The organism is Kribbella sp. NPDC059898 (genome assembly GCF_042730855.1).
Classification (GTDB): domain Bacteria; phylum Actinomycetota; class Actinomycetes; order Propionibacteriales; family Kribbellaceae; genus Kribbella.
The window spans coordinates 52,015-68,872 of the sequence record NZ_JBHWKR010000007.1; the positions used below are offsets into that span (position 1 = coordinate 52,015).

16 protein-coding genes are annotated in these 16,858 nt (G+C 69.2%); 7 read left to right on the plus strand and 9 right to left on the minus strand.

Going from position 1 to position 16,858, the window contains the following annotated elements:
- Positions 1-16 precede the first annotated feature (16 nt).
- Positions 17-211 (plus strand): hypothetical protein, encoded by a 195-nt coding sequence (locus ACFV9C_RS22475; protein ID WP_325037628.1) that lies wholly within the window; start codon positions 17-19, stop codon positions 209-211.
- A gap of 21 nt (positions 212-232) precedes the next feature.
- On the plus strand, positions 233-1,582 hold the full coding sequence (locus ACFV9C_RS22480; RefSeq protein WP_380196347.1) for a flotillin family protein: 1,350 nt from the start codon (positions 233-235) through the stop codon (positions 1,580-1,582).
- Between the two features lie 54 nt (positions 1,583-1,636).
- On the opposite strand, the gene ACFV9C_RS22485 is transcribed toward ACFV9C_RS22480, so the two are convergent.
- From ACFV9C_RS22485 to ffh, 8 genes are all read right to left on the minus strand, one after another.
- Positions 1,637-2,740: a S1 family peptidase gene (locus ACFV9C_RS22485; RefSeq protein WP_380196349.1), complete on the minus strand. Its 1,104-nt coding sequence runs from the start codon at positions 2,738-2,740 to the stop codon at positions 1,637-1,639.
- 86 nt (positions 2,741-2,826) lie between these two features.
- Positions 2,827-3,465 (minus strand): response regulator, encoded by a 639-nt coding sequence (locus ACFV9C_RS22490; protein ID WP_380196350.1) that lies wholly within the window; start codon positions 3,463-3,465, stop codon positions 2,827-2,829.
- Complete coding sequence (locus tag ACFV9C_RS22495; RefSeq protein ID WP_380196352.1) at positions 3,456-4,688, minus strand: sensor histidine kinase; 1,233 nt, start codon at positions 4,686-4,688, stop codon at positions 3,456-3,458. Before ACFV9C_RS22495 ends, ACFV9C_RS22490 begins: the two co-directional genes overlap by 10 nt.
- 61 nt (positions 4,689-4,749) lie before the next feature.
- Entirely contained in the window at positions 4,750-6,072 is a 1,323-nt protein-coding gene (locus ACFV9C_RS22500; RefSeq protein ID WP_380196353.1) for an N-acetylmuramoyl-L-alanine amidase, read from the minus strand.
- 108 nt (positions 6,073-6,180) lie between these two features.
- Complete coding sequence (locus ACFV9C_RS22505; protein WP_380196355.1) at positions 6,181-7,269, minus strand: amidohydrolase family protein; 1,089 nt, start codon at positions 7,267-7,269, stop codon at positions 6,181-6,183.
- A 16-nt stretch (positions 7,270-7,285) separates the two neighbouring features.
- Positions 7,286-8,371 carry a lytic transglycosylase domain-containing protein gene (locus ACFV9C_RS22510; RefSeq protein WP_380196358.1) on the minus strand — a complete coding sequence of 362 codons (1,086 nt, stop codon included), beginning with the start codon at positions 8,369-8,371 and terminating at the stop codon, positions 7,286-7,288.
- 330 nt (positions 8,372-8,701) lie between these two features.
- Entirely contained in the window at positions 8,702-10,069 is a 1,368-nt protein-coding gene (locus tag ACFV9C_RS22515) for a lytic transglycosylase domain-containing protein (RefSeq protein ID WP_380196359.1), read from the minus strand.
- Between the two features lie 233 nt (positions 10,070-10,302).
- The gene (ffh, locus tag ACFV9C_RS22520; RefSeq protein ID WP_380196361.1) at positions 10,303-11,871 is read right to left on the minus strand and encodes a signal recognition particle protein; all 1,569 of its coding nucleotides are present in this window, start codon (positions 11,869-11,871) and stop codon (positions 10,303-10,305) included.
- Between the two features lie 135 nt (positions 11,872-12,006).
- On the opposite strand from ffh, the gene ACFV9C_RS22525 reads away from it, so the two are divergent.
- From ACFV9C_RS22525 to ACFV9C_RS22545, 5 genes are read left to right on the plus strand one after another with little or no spacing between them, the layout of a single operon-like run.
- A complete protein-coding gene (locus tag ACFV9C_RS22525) occupies positions 12,007-12,456 on the plus strand; it encodes a hypothetical protein (protein ID WP_380196362.1) in 450 nt (149 codons plus the stop codon).
- Positions 12,449-13,429 carry a hypothetical protein gene (locus ACFV9C_RS22530; RefSeq protein WP_380196363.1) on the plus strand — a complete coding sequence of 327 codons (981 nt, stop codon included), beginning with the start codon at positions 12,449-12,451 and terminating at the stop codon, positions 13,427-13,429. The genes ACFV9C_RS22525 and ACFV9C_RS22530 overlap by 8 nt, the downstream gene beginning before the upstream one ends.
- A gap of 20 nt (positions 13,430-13,449) precedes the next feature.
- Positions 13,450-13,830, plus strand: coding sequence for a hypothetical protein (locus ACFV9C_RS22535; protein ID WP_380196365.1), 381 nt, complete (start codon positions 13,450-13,452; stop codon positions 13,828-13,830).
- A complete protein-coding gene (locus ACFV9C_RS22540) occupies positions 13,830-14,261 on the plus strand; it encodes a hypothetical protein (protein ID WP_380196367.1) in 432 nt (143 codons plus the stop codon). The genes ACFV9C_RS22535 and ACFV9C_RS22540 overlap by 1 nt, the downstream gene beginning before the upstream one ends.
- 3 nt (positions 14,262-14,264) lie before the next feature.
- Complete coding sequence (locus tag ACFV9C_RS22545; protein ID WP_380196368.1) at positions 14,265-15,458, plus strand: hypothetical protein; 1,194 nt, start codon at positions 14,265-14,267, stop codon at positions 15,456-15,458.
- 343 nt (positions 15,459-15,801) lie between these two features.
- Here ACFV9C_RS22545 and ACFV9C_RS22550 read toward each other — a convergent pair whose 3' ends face one another.
- On the minus strand, positions 15,802-16,851 hold the full coding sequence (locus ACFV9C_RS22550) for a DUF2332 domain-containing protein (protein WP_380196369.1): 1,050 nt from the start codon (positions 16,849-16,851) through the stop codon (positions 15,802-15,804).
- Between the last annotated feature and the right edge of the window lie 7 nt (positions 16,852-16,858).

The following is a 16,858-nucleotide window of genomic DNA, read 5'->3' on the forward strand; positions in this document are numbered from 1 at the left end:
GCGTCGGAGGGGCAAGATGGTAGGCAAGCGGGGGCGGGTCATCGGGCGCATCGCACCCGGGATCGTCGGCGAGGTGATGCTGCCGGTCCGCGGTGCCACCGAGGCCTTCTACGCTTACCCCGCGACCGACGAGGTGCTGGAGGTGGGGACGCAGGTGGTCGTTGTCGACTTCGACCCACCGCGCACCGTGTATGTCGCTCGCGCCCTTTAATTCTGTTCCCTTGGAGGGGAAATGCTCTGGACGTACGTAGGCATCGCTGCCGTCGCGGTCGTGGTGCTGCTCATCCTGTTCCGGATGGTCTGGCGGGTGGCGGAGCCGAACGAGGCGCTGATCATCTCGGGCCTCGGCGCGCACTCCAGCAACGACCAGGTCAACGACACGCTCGGCTTCAAGATCGTGGTCGGTCGGGGCACCTCGGTGCTGCCGGGATTTCAGACTGTCCGGCGGTTGCCGCTGGACATCCGCGCCACGCCGCTGACCGTCACCTGCGTGTCCAGCCAGGGCATCCCGCTGCACATCAAGGGCGTCACGGCGTACAAGGTCGGTGACGACTACGGCTCGATCGCGAACGCCGCGCGCCGGTTCCTGGAGCAGAGCGACGAGCAGGTGATGGGCACCATCCACGAACTGTTCGCGGGTCATCTGCGGGCGATCGTCGGTTCCACCACGGTCGAGGAGATGCTGCACGACCGGGAGACGCTGACCACGAACATCCGCGGCTCGCTGGCCGGCGACATGGAGAAGCTCGGCCTGGTCGTGGACTCGCTGCAGATCCAGGAGATCGACGACGAGTCCGGCTACATCAAGAACCTCGGCCGTCCGCAGGCCGCCGCGGTCGAGGCCGCCGCCCGGATCGCGCAGGCGGAACGGGACCGGGAAGCGACCGAACGCGAGCAGGTCGCGGCCGCGGCCAAGGCCGCCGCGATCCGGGAGAGCGAGATCGCCAAGGCCGGCTACCAGGCCGAGGTCGACCAGGCCACCTCCAAGTCGTTCCAGGCCGGCCCGTTGGCGGCCGCACTGGCCAAGCAGGAGGTCGTCGTCGCCGAGACGGAGACCGCGAAGCTGAACGCCTCGCTGGCCGAGAAGCAGCTCGAGTCGTCGGTGCTGAAGCCGGCCGACGCCGAGGCGTACCGGCAGCGCACGCTGGCGGCGGCTGCGCGTGACGCGCAGATCGCGGCCGCCGAGGCGAACGCCAGGGAGGTCCAGCTCCGCGGTGAGGCGCAGGCGAAGGCCACCGAGCTCACCGGTAAGGCGGAGGCGTCGGCCGTGCAGGCCAAGGCGATGGCCGAGGCCGCCGGTATCAAGGCCCGCGCCGAGGCGCTTGCCACGAACACCGAGGCGGTCGTCGCGCAGCAGCTCGCCGAGGCCTACCCGGAGATCGTCACCGCCGCGGCCAGCTCGTTCGAGAAGGTCGGCAACATGGTGGTGCTGAACGGCGCGCAGGGTATCGAGGACACCCTGGTCAAGACGATCACGATGGGCGGCTCCGGCTTCGCGCTGGCCAAGCAGCTGATCGACTCGCTGGCTACCAAGAAGGACGAGGCCCCGAAGCTGGAGCCGGTCCCGGACGAAACCGCCTGACAGTTCCTGAACCCAGTGGGATCCCCTTGCGCGCAAGGGGATCCCACTGGCTTGTCAGGCGGTCTGCAGAGTCAGGTGGTACGTCTGCAGGATCTCGTTGACGGGCTGGAACCACGTCTCGCCGCCACTGCTGCAGTTGCCCCAGCCGCCGGACGTGACACCCTGCGCCTGGTCACCGGTGATGAACGACCCGCCGGAGTCGCCGGGCTCGGCGCACACGTTGGTTTTGGTCGCGCCGTAGAACAGCTGGCCGTTGCCGTAGTTGACGGTCTCGTTCTTCGCCAGGATCGTGCCGCAGTGCCAGTGCGACGTCGAGCCGCTGCGGCACACCGACGAACCGATCGGCGCCTCCCACGAGCCACGGACGAGCTGGTCGCTCACCTGTCCCCAGCCGAGGACCACGCCGACGTTCCACCAGCCGTAGCCGGTCGACACCCACGCATAGTCGTTGCCGGGGAACGACCAGCCCTGGAACGAGCCCTGGTCCGAGCCGTCCCAGCCGCGCACGATTCCGCTTCGTCCGCAGTGCCCCGCGGTGACGTAACCGCCGACCACCGAGAAGCCGATCGAGCACCGGATGTTGCTGACGTAGTACGGGTCACCGCCGACAGTGCCGGCTGCGAAGGTACGAGGCGCCTGGGCGGCGACCTCCTTCACTGTGACAGCACCTGCCTTGGCCAGCTTGGCAACGAACGCGTCGACGGCCTTGGAACGCTTGCCTGCTTGGACGTTGACGACAACGGTCCCTGACTTCGGGTCGGCCGCCCAGCCGCTCACGGCGGCCGGTACTGCCTTGCCGGCCAGCTTGTCGACAGCAGCCTTCCGCTGGTTCAGTGCCTTCTCCGTTACCGGTACGGCGACCACCTGGGCACCTGTGGCGCGTACGGCGGCCGCGTGGTCCTGGCCGACGATTCCTACGACCAGCTTCTGCGTGCCGGCGTCGTACCAGGCTCCGCCGAAGGCTGTGCTTGCTGCCTTCTGGGCAGCCGGGAGCAGCTTGGCCGCTGACGTCTCGGCTGCGAGGCGTTGCTGCATCTGCTGCTCGTTCAGGCCGAAGTCGCGTTGCATCGCAGCAGCCTGGCCCGGGACGGCCATTGCCTGGGCTGTGGGCACGGTCAGTGCAGCCGCCGTGAGTACGGCGGCTATCAGAACCTTCATGAACTCTCCTCACCTAGGGGCGGTTCGGTGGATGAGAGCGCTCTCAGATCACGAGAGTGGACTAGCGAGGCCCAACCGTCAAGAGTTCACAGGCCGAGGTAGGCGAGAACAGCCAGGACACGGCGGTGCCCGGAGTCCGTCGGCGGCAGGTCCAGCTTCAGGAACACGTTGCCGACATGCTTGTGCACAGCACCGTCGGAGATGAACAGCTTCTCCCCGATGGCAGTGTTCCCGAGACCCTCCGCCATCAGCGCGAGTACTTCGCGTTCCCGCGGCGTCAGGCGGTCCAGCGGGCTGCTGCGCTTCACCATCAGCTGGCTGACCACCTCCGGGTCCAGGACGGTACCCCCGCCCGCAACCCGGCGTACTGCCTCCAGGAACTCGTCCACGCGGGACACCCGGTCCTTGAGGAGGTACCCAACGCCCTCGCTGCCGGCCGCCAGCAGTTCGGCCGCGTACACCTCCTCGACGTACTGCGAGAACACCAGCACCGGGAGCCCCGGCCGGGTACGGCGGGCCTCGATCGCGGCGCGCAGGCCCTCGTCGGTGAAGGTCGGTGGCAGCCGTACGTCGACGATCGCGATGTCGATCTCGTGCTCGGCGATCGCCTTGGCGAACTCGTCCGCGTCGGTGGTGATCGCGGCGACCTGGAAGCCGGAGTTGTCGAGCAGCAGGCTCAGGCCCTCGGCGAGGATCGGGTTGTCCTCGAGGATGATCACCCGCACGGAAGGATCACCTCGACTGTGGTCGGCCCGCCGATCGGGCTCTGCAGCTCCATGTGACCGTCGATCGCGTGCACGCGGTGCAGCATGCCATGCAGACCACTCCCCCGGCCCAGCAGGTCGCTCTGCTCGCTGATCCGGGCGCCACCGATCCCGTCGTCGGTGACGGCCAGGTAGAGCTCAGACCCGCGCCGTTCGAGCTGTACGTCGACATGGCCGGCCGCACTGTGCTTGGTGATGTTGGTGAGCGACTCTGCGACCACGAAGTACGCCGCGGCCTCTACTGCGGCTGGTACGTCGCCCAGCTCGCCGATGCGGAGGTCTACGGGTAGCGGGCAACGGGCGGCCAGTGCGGAGACCGCGCCGGCAAGACCGCGGTCAGCGAGGATCGGTGGGTACATGGTGCGCAAGACTCCGCGTAGCTCGGTCATGGCCTGCTCCGCACCGTCTCTGGCGTCGTCGAGCAGTTTGGCGGCCTTCTCCGGGTCTTCCGCCATCAGCTGCTTGGCAACGCCGATACGCATCGCCAGCGACACCAGCTGGGCCTGGGTGCCGTCGTGCAGGTCCCGCTCGATCCGGCGCAGCTCGGCGCCGTGTGAGTCAACCGCGCCAGCCCTGCTCTTGGTGAGCTCCTCCACACGCTGCGCAAGCCGTGCGGTTTCCAGTTGCTCCGCGCTCGGTGCCAGGAGTGACAGCACAGCTCGGGCGTGCCCACGCGCTACAGCAGGTGCTACCCAGCCAAGGACCAGCAGGCTGACGACAATCTGCGCCAGGCCGTTCGTGATCGCCTCGAACCAGCTGTCCACACCTACGCCCATCAGCGTGAAGTTGCCTGGGTCAAGCTTCCACAGCGCCATCGCCAGCACCGACGCGGGCACACCCATGATCGCGAACACCGCGATCACCAGCTCCGGGATCATCACCACCGGCATCAGCAGACAGCGCAAGCTGCGCTTGAACGAGTTGTCCCGGAACAGCGTCGCGATGTCCCCGGCCTGCCGCGGCAGCGTGGGCGGCAACGGCTCCGCCTGCGGGACACCGAGGTACCTCGCCGCGCGGTACCGCTCGCTGTTCGCGAGCCGCACCAGACCGGCGGTGGCGCCCGGGATCAGCCAGCCGAGGATCAGGCTGATCGGGATCGCCGCCAGCAGGGTGACTGCCTTCAGGTACCGGATCACCAGGTACCCGGCCGCCGGGCCGCCGCGGGAGAGAATCTTCGTGAGCATGTACCCATCCTGCGGCAGAGACGCCGCAGGATGCGGTACAGCAGGCTCTACCTTTCGTGCTCTAGCAGTCCGGAACACCCGGCAGCTTGGCGTTCGGGTCGTCGATGTAGATGTTGGTGATGTAGCCCTTCTGGTCGCGGAGCTTGGACCACCAGTTGTTGGTGTAGCCGCCCGCGGTGACGGTGTCGCCCTGGACCTGGCACTCGACGAACACGCGGGTCGGTCCGGCGAGCGACGTCACGACGGACGCGGACAGCTTCGGCGCGGAGCGGACGTTCACCCCGTTGCCCCAGGTGGTGAAGTTGTACTGCGGCGGGTTCGGGTTGCCGTCGTTCACCAGCTGCATGTAGTAGTCCCAGTTCCAGTTCGGACCGGGGTCGGTGTGGTCGTTGCCGGGCATCTCGCTGTGGCCCTTGATGTGGTCGCGGTCCTTCGGGATGCCCCGCCGGTCGGCGATGTTCTTCACCAGCGCGGCCGACGACCGGTACATCGCGTCGGTGAACCACGACGGCTGGTCGACGTACCCCTCGTGCTCGATGCCGATCGCGAACGGGTTCGCGCTCCGGGCGTGCCACGCGGTGTCCTTCTCGGCCACCATCTGGGTGATCTGGCCGTCGCTGGACCGCACGACGTAGTGCGCGCTCACCTGCGCCGACGGGTTCTTGAACCAGCTGATCGTCCCGGCGTACGAGCCCTGGGTGACGTGGATGACGATCGTGGTGATCGCCTGCGTGCGCCCGACCTGGTAGTTGCTGGTGCTCGCCGGGTCCCAGATCGCGCCTGGGTAGTCGGCGCCCTGCAGCTTGGCGCCGAGCGGTGCGACCTTCGCGTAGACGCCGCGGTCCGGGGTGACCTGCCGCGGGTCGGTCGAGACGCCGGCGGTACGGACCCCGAGGCCGATCACCTTGTAGACCTCGTCGGTGTACAGCCGGGCGGTCGGCGCGTCGGCGGAGTGCGAGTACTTCGCGATCACGGAGTACCACTCGCCGAGCTTGGAACGGTCCTTCAGGCCGGCCTGGTCGGCGTACGAGTCCAGGACCGCGGCGGCGCCGAGGATGTTCGACGTGTCGTCCTTGGACAGCTTCGCGACCGGCAGCCCGGTGAGTTTGCTTGCCTCGGACATCGTCTTGTTCGTGTTGTTCGCGGCCAGGTGCATGACGCCGTAGCCGTTCGCCTGGCTCGGCGCACCGTGGTGGCCGTCCAGATGGGTCTCGGCGAAGCCGACGCTCACCAGCACTTCACGCGGTACGTCGTACTTCGCCGAAGCATTCTGGAACGCCGCGGCGAGGCTCGACTGGGACGGCTGTGCCGCATTGCTCGGCAAGGCGGTCAGCGCTAGTGCTCCGACGGCCAGGAGCGCGGCCAGTTTGGGTACTCGGGACATGGGGCGGTTCCTTCCCGTATCTGGTCCGCCGAGGGGCGTCGGCGGTCCCGCAAGCCACGCTAAGGGAAGATCTTCCGCAGAAGCCACCCTCTCAGGAAGATTTTTCCGTCACCGGGAGAAGATCACGCTCCCACGCAGCGCGATCAGCCGCGGGTACGCCAGTACCGCCGGATTCGTCCGCGGGTCCTCGTCGTACACGACCAGATCCGCCGGATCGCCGGGCCGCAACTCGCTCGGCGCCCCCAGCCACTCGCGCGCCGCCCACGACCCGGCGGCCAGCGCCTGCTCCCCCGACATCCCGATCTCGGTCAGCGCCTGGATCTCCTGCGCCACCAGCCCGTGCCCGAGTACGCCGCCCGCGTCGGTCCCCGCATACACCGGTACGCCGGCCTCGAACGCGTCCCGCAACCGCTGCAGGCGGCGCTCGTACAGGTCCGTCATGTGTGCGGCGTACACCGGGAACTTGCCCGCGGCCTGCTCGGCGTACTGCGGGAAGTTCTCCAGCTGGATCAACGTCGGTACGACGGCCACCTGCCGCTCGGCCAGCTCGCCGAGCAGCCCCGGCTCGATGCCCGTACCGTGCTCGAGGCAGTCGATGCCCGCGGCCAGGAGGTCCGGGAGGGCGTGCTCGCCGAAGACGTGCGCGGTGACCCGGGCGCCGAGCTCGTGGGCGCGCGCGATCGCCGCGGTCAGCGCCTCGGCCGGCCAGCACGGGGTCAGGTCGCCGGCCTCGCGGTCGATCCAGTCGCCGACCAGCTTCACCCACGCGTCGCCGCGGCGGGCCTCCTGCTCGACGTACGCGACCAGTTCCTCCGGCTCGATCTCCCAGCCGTAGTTGCGCAGGTACCGCTTCGAGCGGGCCAGGTGCCGGCCGGCCCGGATGATCTTCGGCAGGTCCTCGCGGTCGTCGATCCAGCGGGTGTCGACCGGCGAACCCGCGTCCCGGACCAGCAGCGCGCCCGCGTCCCGGTCGGCGATCGCCTGCTGCTCCTGGGTCTCCTCGTCGACCCCGCCGTGCTGGTCGAGACCGATGTGGCAGTGCGCGTCCACCAGCCCCGGCACGATCCAGCCGCCCGTGTGCACGGTCGTGACGTCAGCAGCGGCAGGCCGGTCGACGACCAGCCCGCCGCTGAGGTGGATCTCCTGCTGCTCGCCGGCCGGCAACACGGTGCCGACCAGCTTCAGTACGCCGGTCATGGAGCGACCGTATCTGCTACCCGTGCGAGCCGCCGCCCGGCGTACAGGTCGGGGTGGTGGTCTCGTTGCCGGCGCACGGTGTACCGCTCGGGGTTTCCGTCGGGGTGTCGGTCGGCGTCGGGGTCGGAGTCGGCGTCGGAGTGGGGGTCGGCGTCGGCGACGGCGTCTTGGTGGGCGTCTTCGTCGGCGTCTTGGTGGGGGTCTTGGTCGGCGTCCGGGTCGGGGTCGCCGTCGGGTGGTGGGTCGGCGAGTCCGTCGGTGTGTCGATCGGCCGCGGCAGCGTCGGCGTCTCCCACGGGGTCGTCGGCTCCACCGTCGGCACCGTCGTGGTGGCCGTCGGCGTCGGAGTCGGCGTGTTGGTGTCGTCCGGAATGGTCGGCACCTTGCGCGGATCGACCCGGCGGTCAGCGTTGCCGGTCGGCTTCGCGGGCGCGATGTTGCCCTTCGCGTTCGGCACCAGGACGGCGTCCTTGCTGTACAGCCGCATCCATTTCAGGACGGTCGCGACGAAGTCCTTCGAGTGGTGGTACCGCAGCAGTGAGGCGACCAGGTCGCGGGGGTTGCGCAGGTCGTCGCCCTGGGCGCAGAGCACCACCGCGACGGTCGTGACCGCGTCGTACACGTTGTTCGGGTTGCGGAAGCCGTCGCCGTTGCCGTCGGCCCCGAACTCGCTCCACACCTGCGGGATGATCTGCATCGGCCCGACGGCACGGTCCCAGGTCTGGTCGCCGTCGTACTTGCCCTTGTCGGTGTCGGTGATCCGGCCGTTGCCGTGCCGGCCGTTCAGCTCCGGGCCGAGGATCCGGCCGCGGGTGGTGCCGGCCACGTCGACCCGGCCGCCGGCCGCGTGGTCGGACTCGACCTTGCCGATCCCGGCCAGCAGCGGCCAGGTCAGCCCACAGTTCGGCCGCACGACCGCGAGGTTCGCGGTGGCGCGGCGATACGCGGGGAACACCCCGCGCGGGATGCCGTTCACGGCACCCGGCCGCCCCGGACGGACGACCGATCGCCCGTCGGTGGCCCCCTGCACGGGGACGTCGGCGAGGGCGGGTTTGTCGGATCCGAGCTGCCCGTCCACTCCGGGACGCTGCGGCACGATCATCGTCAGTTCGTCGAACTCTCCGCTGTTCAGCCCGGCCCCCGGTGAGGGCGCGACCGGACTGCCCGCCGTCAGCTGATCGGCGGCTCCGGTCCCTCCCGAGGCGACGGTGACAACGGCCCCGACCAGGAGCGGGGCGGTACAGAGTGAAGCGATGATGATTTTGACCCGACGGTTACCACTACGGGTTAGGCGCATAGCCCCTTCAACGAACCAAGCGCCAGAAAGTTACATCAAGACGACGCAAAGTTACGGGCCACAGAATCCGCTCGGAAAACCGGCACCGAGGTAACGCCAAGCGCTACCTCGGAAGAGGTCCGGACCGGGCGCGGCTCACTTCGCCGGCTGGGACGCGGGCGGCGCGTCCGTGGTCGTCTGCTCGCCCGCGGGAGCCGTCGAGTCGCACGGGCTCGGCGTCGGCGACGGAGTCGGAGTCAGGGTCGGCGAGTCCGACGGGGACGGCGTCGGGGTGGGCGTCTCCGTCGGCGGCGTGCTCGGCGGGCAGCTCGGGTCCCCGGGTGTCGTCGGCGGCGTACTCGGAGGCGTGCTGGTCGGGGTGCTCGGCGGGGTCGTCTTCGGCGTCGTCGGCGGCGTGTACGGCGGCTTGGTGGAGGTCGTCGTGGAGCCCGGGCCGTGCGTCGGATTCGGCGTGGTCGGCTTCGTCGAGCCGGTGACGCCGGACGTCGGGCGCGGCGTCGTCGGTACGACGGTCGGCCGGGTGGTCGTCGTACCGGTCGTCGGCGCCGTGGTCGGGACCGTGGTCGGCGGGGTGGTCGGCGGCGGCGTCGTGGTCTGGGTGTTGCCCTTGTCGTCGCCGCCCGCGTTGCCGCCGTCGTCCGGGACGACGATCTGGCCCGGCTTGTCCGGAACGCTCACGGTGTCCTTGCTGTACGACTGCATCCAGCGCAGCACCGTCGACACGTAGTCCATCGAGTGGTTGTAGCGCAGCACCGCCTGCACCAGGCCCTGCGGGTCGGACAGGTTCGCCCCGCCGGAGCACAGGTAGTCCCCGGCCGCGCGGGCCGCGTCGAACACGTTGTGCGGGTCCTTGACGCCGTCACCGTTGCCGTCGGCACCGAACGTCTTCCACGTACCGGGCACGAACTGCATCGGCCCGACGGCGCGGTCCCACGTCGTGTTCCCGTCGTACACGCCCTGGTCGGTGTCGGCGATCGCCGCCATCCCGGGGCTGCCGTCGAGGACCGGGCCGAGGATCTTGCCGCGGGTGTTGCCGTTCGCGTCCACCTTGCCGCCGCCGGCGTGGTCGGACTCGACCTTGCCGATCCCGGCCAGCAACGGCCAGGTGATGTGGCAGCCGGGCATCGACAGCGCCAGATCGCGAGCAGCCTTCTGGTACGCCGCCAGCACCGTGCCCGGGATCCCCGACGCGTCGCCGAACGCGCCGGGGATCGGCTGCACGGTGCCGTCGGTGGTACCGGTGACCGGGACCTGGATCGTGGACTTCGCCTGCGACGGCAGGCTGCCGTCGACACCGGGCTGTGCCGGGACGTTGTTCGCCAGGTCGTCGAAGACCGCGTCCTGACGCGGCGCGGCCAGCGCCTGCGCGTCGACGATGAACGTGTTCGAGGTGACGCCACCGACCACGAACACGGCGACCATGGCGGTGGGCGGAGCCAAGCAGACCCAGGTGGCGGTCAGTTTTCCCCGCCAGGTGTCCAGGTTCTTGAACTGCTGCCTCATCCGAACCGTCCTCGACGCATTCCGCAGTTGGTGTTGCTCTTGGGCGTAGGGACGATCCTAACCGTTGGAAGATCAGCCACAACCGCTGCCGGTGCGCCGTGACCGAGTACCGAACAGTCAGTTCAGCTACTCGTCCCCCCGCGTTCACCACCGTAAGCCCGGGCGCCGCGGCGCGCGCCGGGTGAACGGATGACAGGTCTGTCATCCGTTCAGCTATGCCCGATCGGGAAGCGTCAGTTGCCGCCGAGCATCTTCTTCAGGTCGTCCGGCAGCTCGAACTCGCCGTCCTGGCCGGCGCCGCCGAACGCGGCCGGCAGCTGACCCGGCTGCGGCGCCTGCGGCTGCTGGTTCCCCTGGTTGGCCCGCTTGGCCGGGTTGCCCGAGCCGCGCTTCTTGCCCTTCTTGGCCGCCTGCTGCTTGGCCTTCCGGCCACCGCCGCCGCCACCCATGCCCGGCATCCCCGGCATTCCGGGCATCCCCGGAATCCCCTTGCCGGACGCCATCGCGGCCATCATCTTGCGGGCCTCGAAGAACCGCTCGACCAGGCCGCTGACGGTCGCCACCTCGGTCCCGGAACCCTTCGCGATCCGGGCCCGGCGGGAGCCGTTGATGATGTTCGGGTCGTTCCGCTCGGCCGGGGTCATCGAGTGGATGACCGCCTCGATCCGGTCGATCTCGCGCTCGTCGAAGTTCTCCAGCTGGTCCTTGAACTGGTTCGCGCCCGGCAGCATGCCGAAGATCTTGGTCAGCGGGCCCATCTTCCGGACCGACTGCATCTGGGCGAGGAAGTCGTCCAGCGTGAAGTCCTTGCCGCCCCTCTTCGCCAGCTTGGCGGCGGTCTTCGCGGCCTCCTCGGCGTCGAAGGTCCGCTCGGCCTGCTCGATCAGGCTCATCACGTCGCCCATACCGAGGATGCGCGACGCCATCCGGTCCGGGTGGAAGACGTCGAAGTCCTCGAGCTTCTCGCCGTTCGACGCGAACATCACCTGGCGGCCGGTGACCTGCGCGATCGACAGCGCCGCACCACCGCGGGCGTCACCGTCGAGCTTGGACAGTACGACGCCGTCGAAGCCGACACCGTCCAGGAAGGCCTGCGCCGTGGTGACCGCGTCCTGACCGATCATCGCGTCGACGACGAACAGGATCTCGTCCGGGCTGACGGCGTCGCGGATGTCCGCGGCCTGCTTCATCAGCTCCTCGTCGACGCCCAGCCGACCGGCCGTGTCGACGATGACGACGCTGTGCTGCTTGGACCGCGCCTCGTCCATCGCCTTGCGGGCCACGTCCACCGGGTCGCCGACGCCGTTGCCCGGCTCCGGCGCGTACACCGGCACGCCGGCCCGCTCGCCGACCACCTGGAGCTGGGTGACCGCGTTCGGCCGCTGCAGGTCCGCGGCGACCAGCATCGGGGTCTGGTGCCGGGTCTCCTTCAGCCACTTGGCGAGCTTGCCCGCCAGCGTGGTCTTACCGGCACCCTGCAGACCGGCCAGCATGATCACCGTCGGCGGCCGCTTCGCCATCCGCAGCTCACGAGTCTCGCCGCCGAGGATGTTGACCAGTTCCTCGTTGACGATCTTGATCACCTGCTGCGCCGGGTTCAGCCCGCCGCGCACCTCGGCCCCACTGGCCCGTTCCTTCACCGCCGCGATGAACTCCCGCACCACCGGCAGCGCGACATCGGCCTCCAGCAACGCGATCCGGATCTCCCGGGCGGTCGCGTCGATGTCGGCGTCGGTCAGCTTGCCCTTGCCCCGCAGATTCTTGAACGCGGTGGAGAGCCGATCGGAAAGCGTGTCGAACACGAGAAACAGTCCGTTTCCTCGAAGCGATGAACTCCCCGGAGTCTACCGGCCCCCCAACCTGTGGATAACTCCCACGCCCCAGCCACCCGCTCCGATACCGTGCTACCAGCCCCGCCGGACCGAAGGAGCCCGCACATGACGCTCGACCTGCCAGGCTTCAACGACGCGTTCAACCGTGCGCGCGACCGGGTGCGCAGCGGCGTACCGGATGTCAGTGTGGTCGCGGAGCAGGACAAGTTGCGCGCACTGGTGCCGGCCGACGCCTCCGATCACGACCGCGTCTGGACCGCCCGCCTGATCGACCGTCTCGCCGAGCCGCCGAAACCCGCCAGACAGTGGAGCAACCTGTTCCACGAGGCCGATCGGATCCACGCGGCGGCGTACCCACCGAAGGGGACGACCGAGCAGCGGATCGCGATGCTGGCCGAGGCCCGGGAGCAGATCTGGACCCTCGCCGACCGCGCGACCGAAGACGAGCAGGACTACATCCGCGCCATGACCCAGGACCTCGAGCACCTGGAGAAGACGCTCCGCAACCCGCCGACCACGCTGACCGACCGCCCGTTCCAGCCCTCCGATGGCTGAGACCGCGTACCGCGTCCCCGAGGACTCCGCGACGTACCGCGAGTTCAAGCGGCTCTACGGTCTCGCGCAGGCGCTGCGGCCCACCGGATTCGACCAGTGGAAGGGCGAACTGTACGCGACCAGCGGGAACGGCGGCTTCGACTCCGAACGGGGCGCCATCGGCATCAACGAGTCGATCCTCCGCGAGGGACTGTCGCCGGACAGCCCGAACCGCTCCCGCCAGGCCCACGCACTCGCCGCGGTCCTGAACCGCGCCACACATGCCTCACTGACGCCAGACCGGCCGGACATCGCGAACGCCGTTCGGACGCCGCACGCCACAAGCCTCGCAGAGGGTGTCGCGGCGGTCCGCGTCGCGACCGACTTCGACACGTTCAGCGAACTGGCGGGGTACGAAGGCGCGACCTACGACGGCCAGCAGCACACGGGCGCGTACGCCGCTGCGAACGGGCTGATCGCGCAGGCATCCGGGCCGAAGGTTGACCGCCACGCGGTGCTCAGCAACCTCAGCCGTGGTTCGTGGTCCCAGCAGTTCGACCACCTGGCCGACGCGGTCGTACAGAACCGCCTCAACGACGTGGTGCGGAACGACCCCGGCGCCCGCCAGCAGGTACGCCGCGAACTCATCCAGACGATGCTGCATCCGCAGTGGGACCAGCTGGCCAGACGCTCTCCCGAGGCCGGACGACATGTCGCGGAGAACATCGGATCCGCGCTGAACGCCAAGGTCGACGAGATCCGGCGCAGGTCGCCTCAAACGTCACAGATCGCCCCCTCCGACGGCCCGCAGCAGGTGTCCGCCGCGAAGCCACGTCCTCAGCAGGAATCCACAGCCCGCTTCCTGACCGGCCTCGCGCCGGCAGGCGGAGCGGCTCGGCAGGCGCCGTCGCTCGGCGACGGCTCGCGCGCCGCGGCACAGCACGCCACGTCGGCAACGCGTCCACGAGCGCCTGGTGAGTCCATGCGCAGATAGGCTTTGGACAGGGAGTGATGATGCAGCTACGGGAGTTCACGAACGCGTACAACGCTGCCGAGCCTCGGATTCGGAGCGAGGGCGTCGGTGCGGTCGGTCTGGCCGAGCGGGCGTTGGGTGAGCTGCTGCCTCAACTGCGGTCCGCCGAGGATCGCCGGGTCGCGACCCTGCTGATCGCCCGCCTGCCTGGGTACGCCGTACCCGTGGAGCCGCCGAGCGCGCTCATGGCCGAAGCCTGGCGCAAGATCTTCGAGCTCGGCGACCGTGCTCCCACCGACGAGGCTGCCGGCATCCGCAGCCTGACCCGAGCCCTCGAACATCTCGAGCAGAACCTCCGCGACCCGCACCGGCCGCTCGAGCCGACAGAGACCACCTCCGCGAGGTTGGCAGGGAGGCACTGATGGACCGCGAACAGTTCCGGCGCGAGTACGTGGCCGCGTGGGACGGATTGGTGGCAGGACGACTCACCGATCTCGCCGCCGCCCAGGCCCAATTGCGCGAATCAGCCGCGACGCTCGAACGCGAGAGCGAGCGGGAATCCGCGGAGCGGTTGATCGGCAAGCTGGCAAAGGCCGTTCAGCCGCCACCTCCAGGACAGTCGCCGGAGATGACCGAAGCGTTGCAGATGCTCAACGTCGCGGACTTCAAGAGCGGTACGAAGGAGGAGCGGCTCGCGGCCCTGGCCGCCGCGCGCAAGCAGATCTGGGCGATCGCGGACCGTGCCGGCGCGGACAGCGAGAAGATTCGGTGGCTGTCCCGTGGCCTGGAGGCGTCCGAGGACATGCTGACCGACCCGGCGCCGTGGGACGAACCGCCGCCGGCGGGTACCTGACGGATGGCCGCGGACGACGGCAGTGCCCGAATCGAGCCGTCCTCGGCTGTCTATCAGGAGTTCGCGAGGCTGTACCGGATCGCTCAGGAACAGCGACCGGGCGGCCAGGACCGCTGGAACGGTGAGCTGCAAACCCGTAACGACGACAAGTACGGCGGTCTCCGGCCCGACGGCGCCATGCGGCTGAACCAGGAACTTGTCCTGGATCACCTCACCGGTGCGCCCAACGGTGACCCGGCGGGCCAGGGACAGGCGCTGGCGACCGTACTGCACGAGTCCAAGCACGCCCGAACGCAGATGGACGCCCCGGACGAGCTCAATGCGGTACGGCGCCTGGAGTCGCGCGGACTTGACGAGGGGCTCACAGAGCTCAGCGCGATGGACGACTTCGACGACTTCATCCAGCGGGCCGGCTACGACGGCGTTCCGCAGCCAGCTCCTGAGTACGCCGGCGCGGTGAGCGCGAGCCGCGAACTGTTGCGGCGTGCCACCTCGTCCGAAGAAGAGCGCACTCAACTGCTCAATTCGACGCTGGACAAGCCCGTCTCGATGCGATGGGACGCAGTGGCCGATCACATCGTGCGGAACGAACTGGCCGATGTCGTCCCACCGGATCCCGCGCATCAGCAGGCTGCCCGTGCACACCTCATCAACGAGATGGCGGTCGATGAATGGAGCGTGGTAGCGGATCGCGCCCCGTCCGGCGAACTGACTGGCGACCTGACAGTGGACGGAGTGGATCAGGCAGTCAAAGATCTCGGCGAGCACTACCAGCGGCGGCCGGATGAGCCGTATCCGGCGAAGGTTCCCAATCCGCATGCTGCAGTTGGCGCTCAGGCCGGGGCGGCGCAGCAACTGAACCAGGAGCAGGAGCGGGCGATCTCCACGTCTGATCTGGAAGCTCTGCCGCCGCCTGCTGCCGAGACCCGGGTCGACGTTCCGGGAAGGGCCGCGGCAAGCTCGCAGGCCAGGTCTGCCGGGGGTGTGGGCGCCCGGCCATCTGCTGTGCAGCAGGCAAGTCGTGGTGGCCAAGGTGACCCGATGCGCTTCCTCGGTGCTCAGGCTCCTGCGGCCCGTGCGACGCATCAGAAGCCCGTGCTCGGTGACGGGGCTCGAGGTGCTGGGTCTGCTGGGCAGGCGGCGCAGCGGATGACGCCCGACCGGGGCAATACGCCTACCGACCGTGGCAGTCGCTGAGATAGATCAACCGGAAGAAAGTAGCTAACCGGTTAGGGGCGGCGGGGTGGGGATCTGGGGTTCTTGGGGGCGGGTCGGGGCGGAGGACGGGTAGGTATGTGACGCCTCCTCGGTACGACGCGGGGGCGTGGCGGCCGTGACGGGGTGTTCAACGCGGGGCGATCCGGGTGGGATCGACCACGGGCAGTTGCGTGCGTTGCTGAGGCCGTTGCCGGCTGATCCGAAGTATGTCGGGCTGGACGTCGGCAGCTTCGACCCGGACGGCAGGTACGCCGCCGAGCTCACCGACACCCTGGTGGCGATGCTGCAAACAGCCGTGCGGATCGGGAGCTGCGCGCGGCGCTCAGCTGAGCCAGACCAGGTCTTGGCCGTGGGGTGCGGCTGTGCCGAGGGTGTGGGTCTTGCCGGTGGGCCAGGTCTGTAGGTCGATGCGGTACTCGTAGCCGTCGGTGCCGCGCTCGTGGGTGAGGACGCGGTGCGGTTCGAGGCTGAGGTGGGCGAGGGGCGCGGTGTCGGTGGCCTGTGCGCCCAACTCGGCCAGGCGGGCGTCGATCGCGGCGCGGTCCGGGCGGCGGAGGTACTGCCACATGATCGAGTGCCACACGACGGTCACGTGGCCTTCCGACAGTTCCAGCGCCTGCAGGAACGAGACGGCGTCCTCCGGCCCTACGTCGGCCGGTACGTCGTGGGCGATCGCCAAGGCGCCACGCAGCCGCGCCAAGCGGTCCGTCATGTCCGGCCACACGTACGACGTCAGTGTCAGCGCACCGTTGGGTGTCAGCGGGTCCACCGGCGCGATGTCACAGCCGACCCGTTCCGCGATCCGCAGGTCTACGGACGGCACACGCCCCGACCACGCCGGATCAAAGACAACAGGACTGTCAGCAGGCCCGTACGACCTCCCGTCGGCCACATAGTTGAATCGGTCTGCCCGCAAGTTCAAACCACCACTCGCACCGATCTCGAACAGCCGCACCGGCAACGGCACAGCCGAGACCAGGTGCAGCAGGCCGCCGTACAGCGCGGCCGACCGGCCCACCTCGTTCGTCTGCGGAGGCTGTGTCAGCAAGGACCGCACCTCCCCCACCCGCGACTGAAGCACCTGCTCGAACGCCTCCCAACCGAGCACCGGGTCCCACGTGCCGCCCGTACTCGGGTAGAACGCCGCCAGCTCAGGCGCCGTACCGGACAGCACCAGTCCGTGTACGGCGGCCAGCAGCCGTAGGCCGATTGCCTCGCCGAACGAGCGGCCGTCGTACCCGTCCAGTACCCGGACCGTCACCCCGCCGACCTCGTAGTCGTCGACGAGCAGCCGGAGCAGCTCGGCGTACATCGGGGAGCCCAGGTCCTCACAGGCGGTCGCTTGTCGCTGCAGTGCCTCTACAAGATCCACGTAGCGA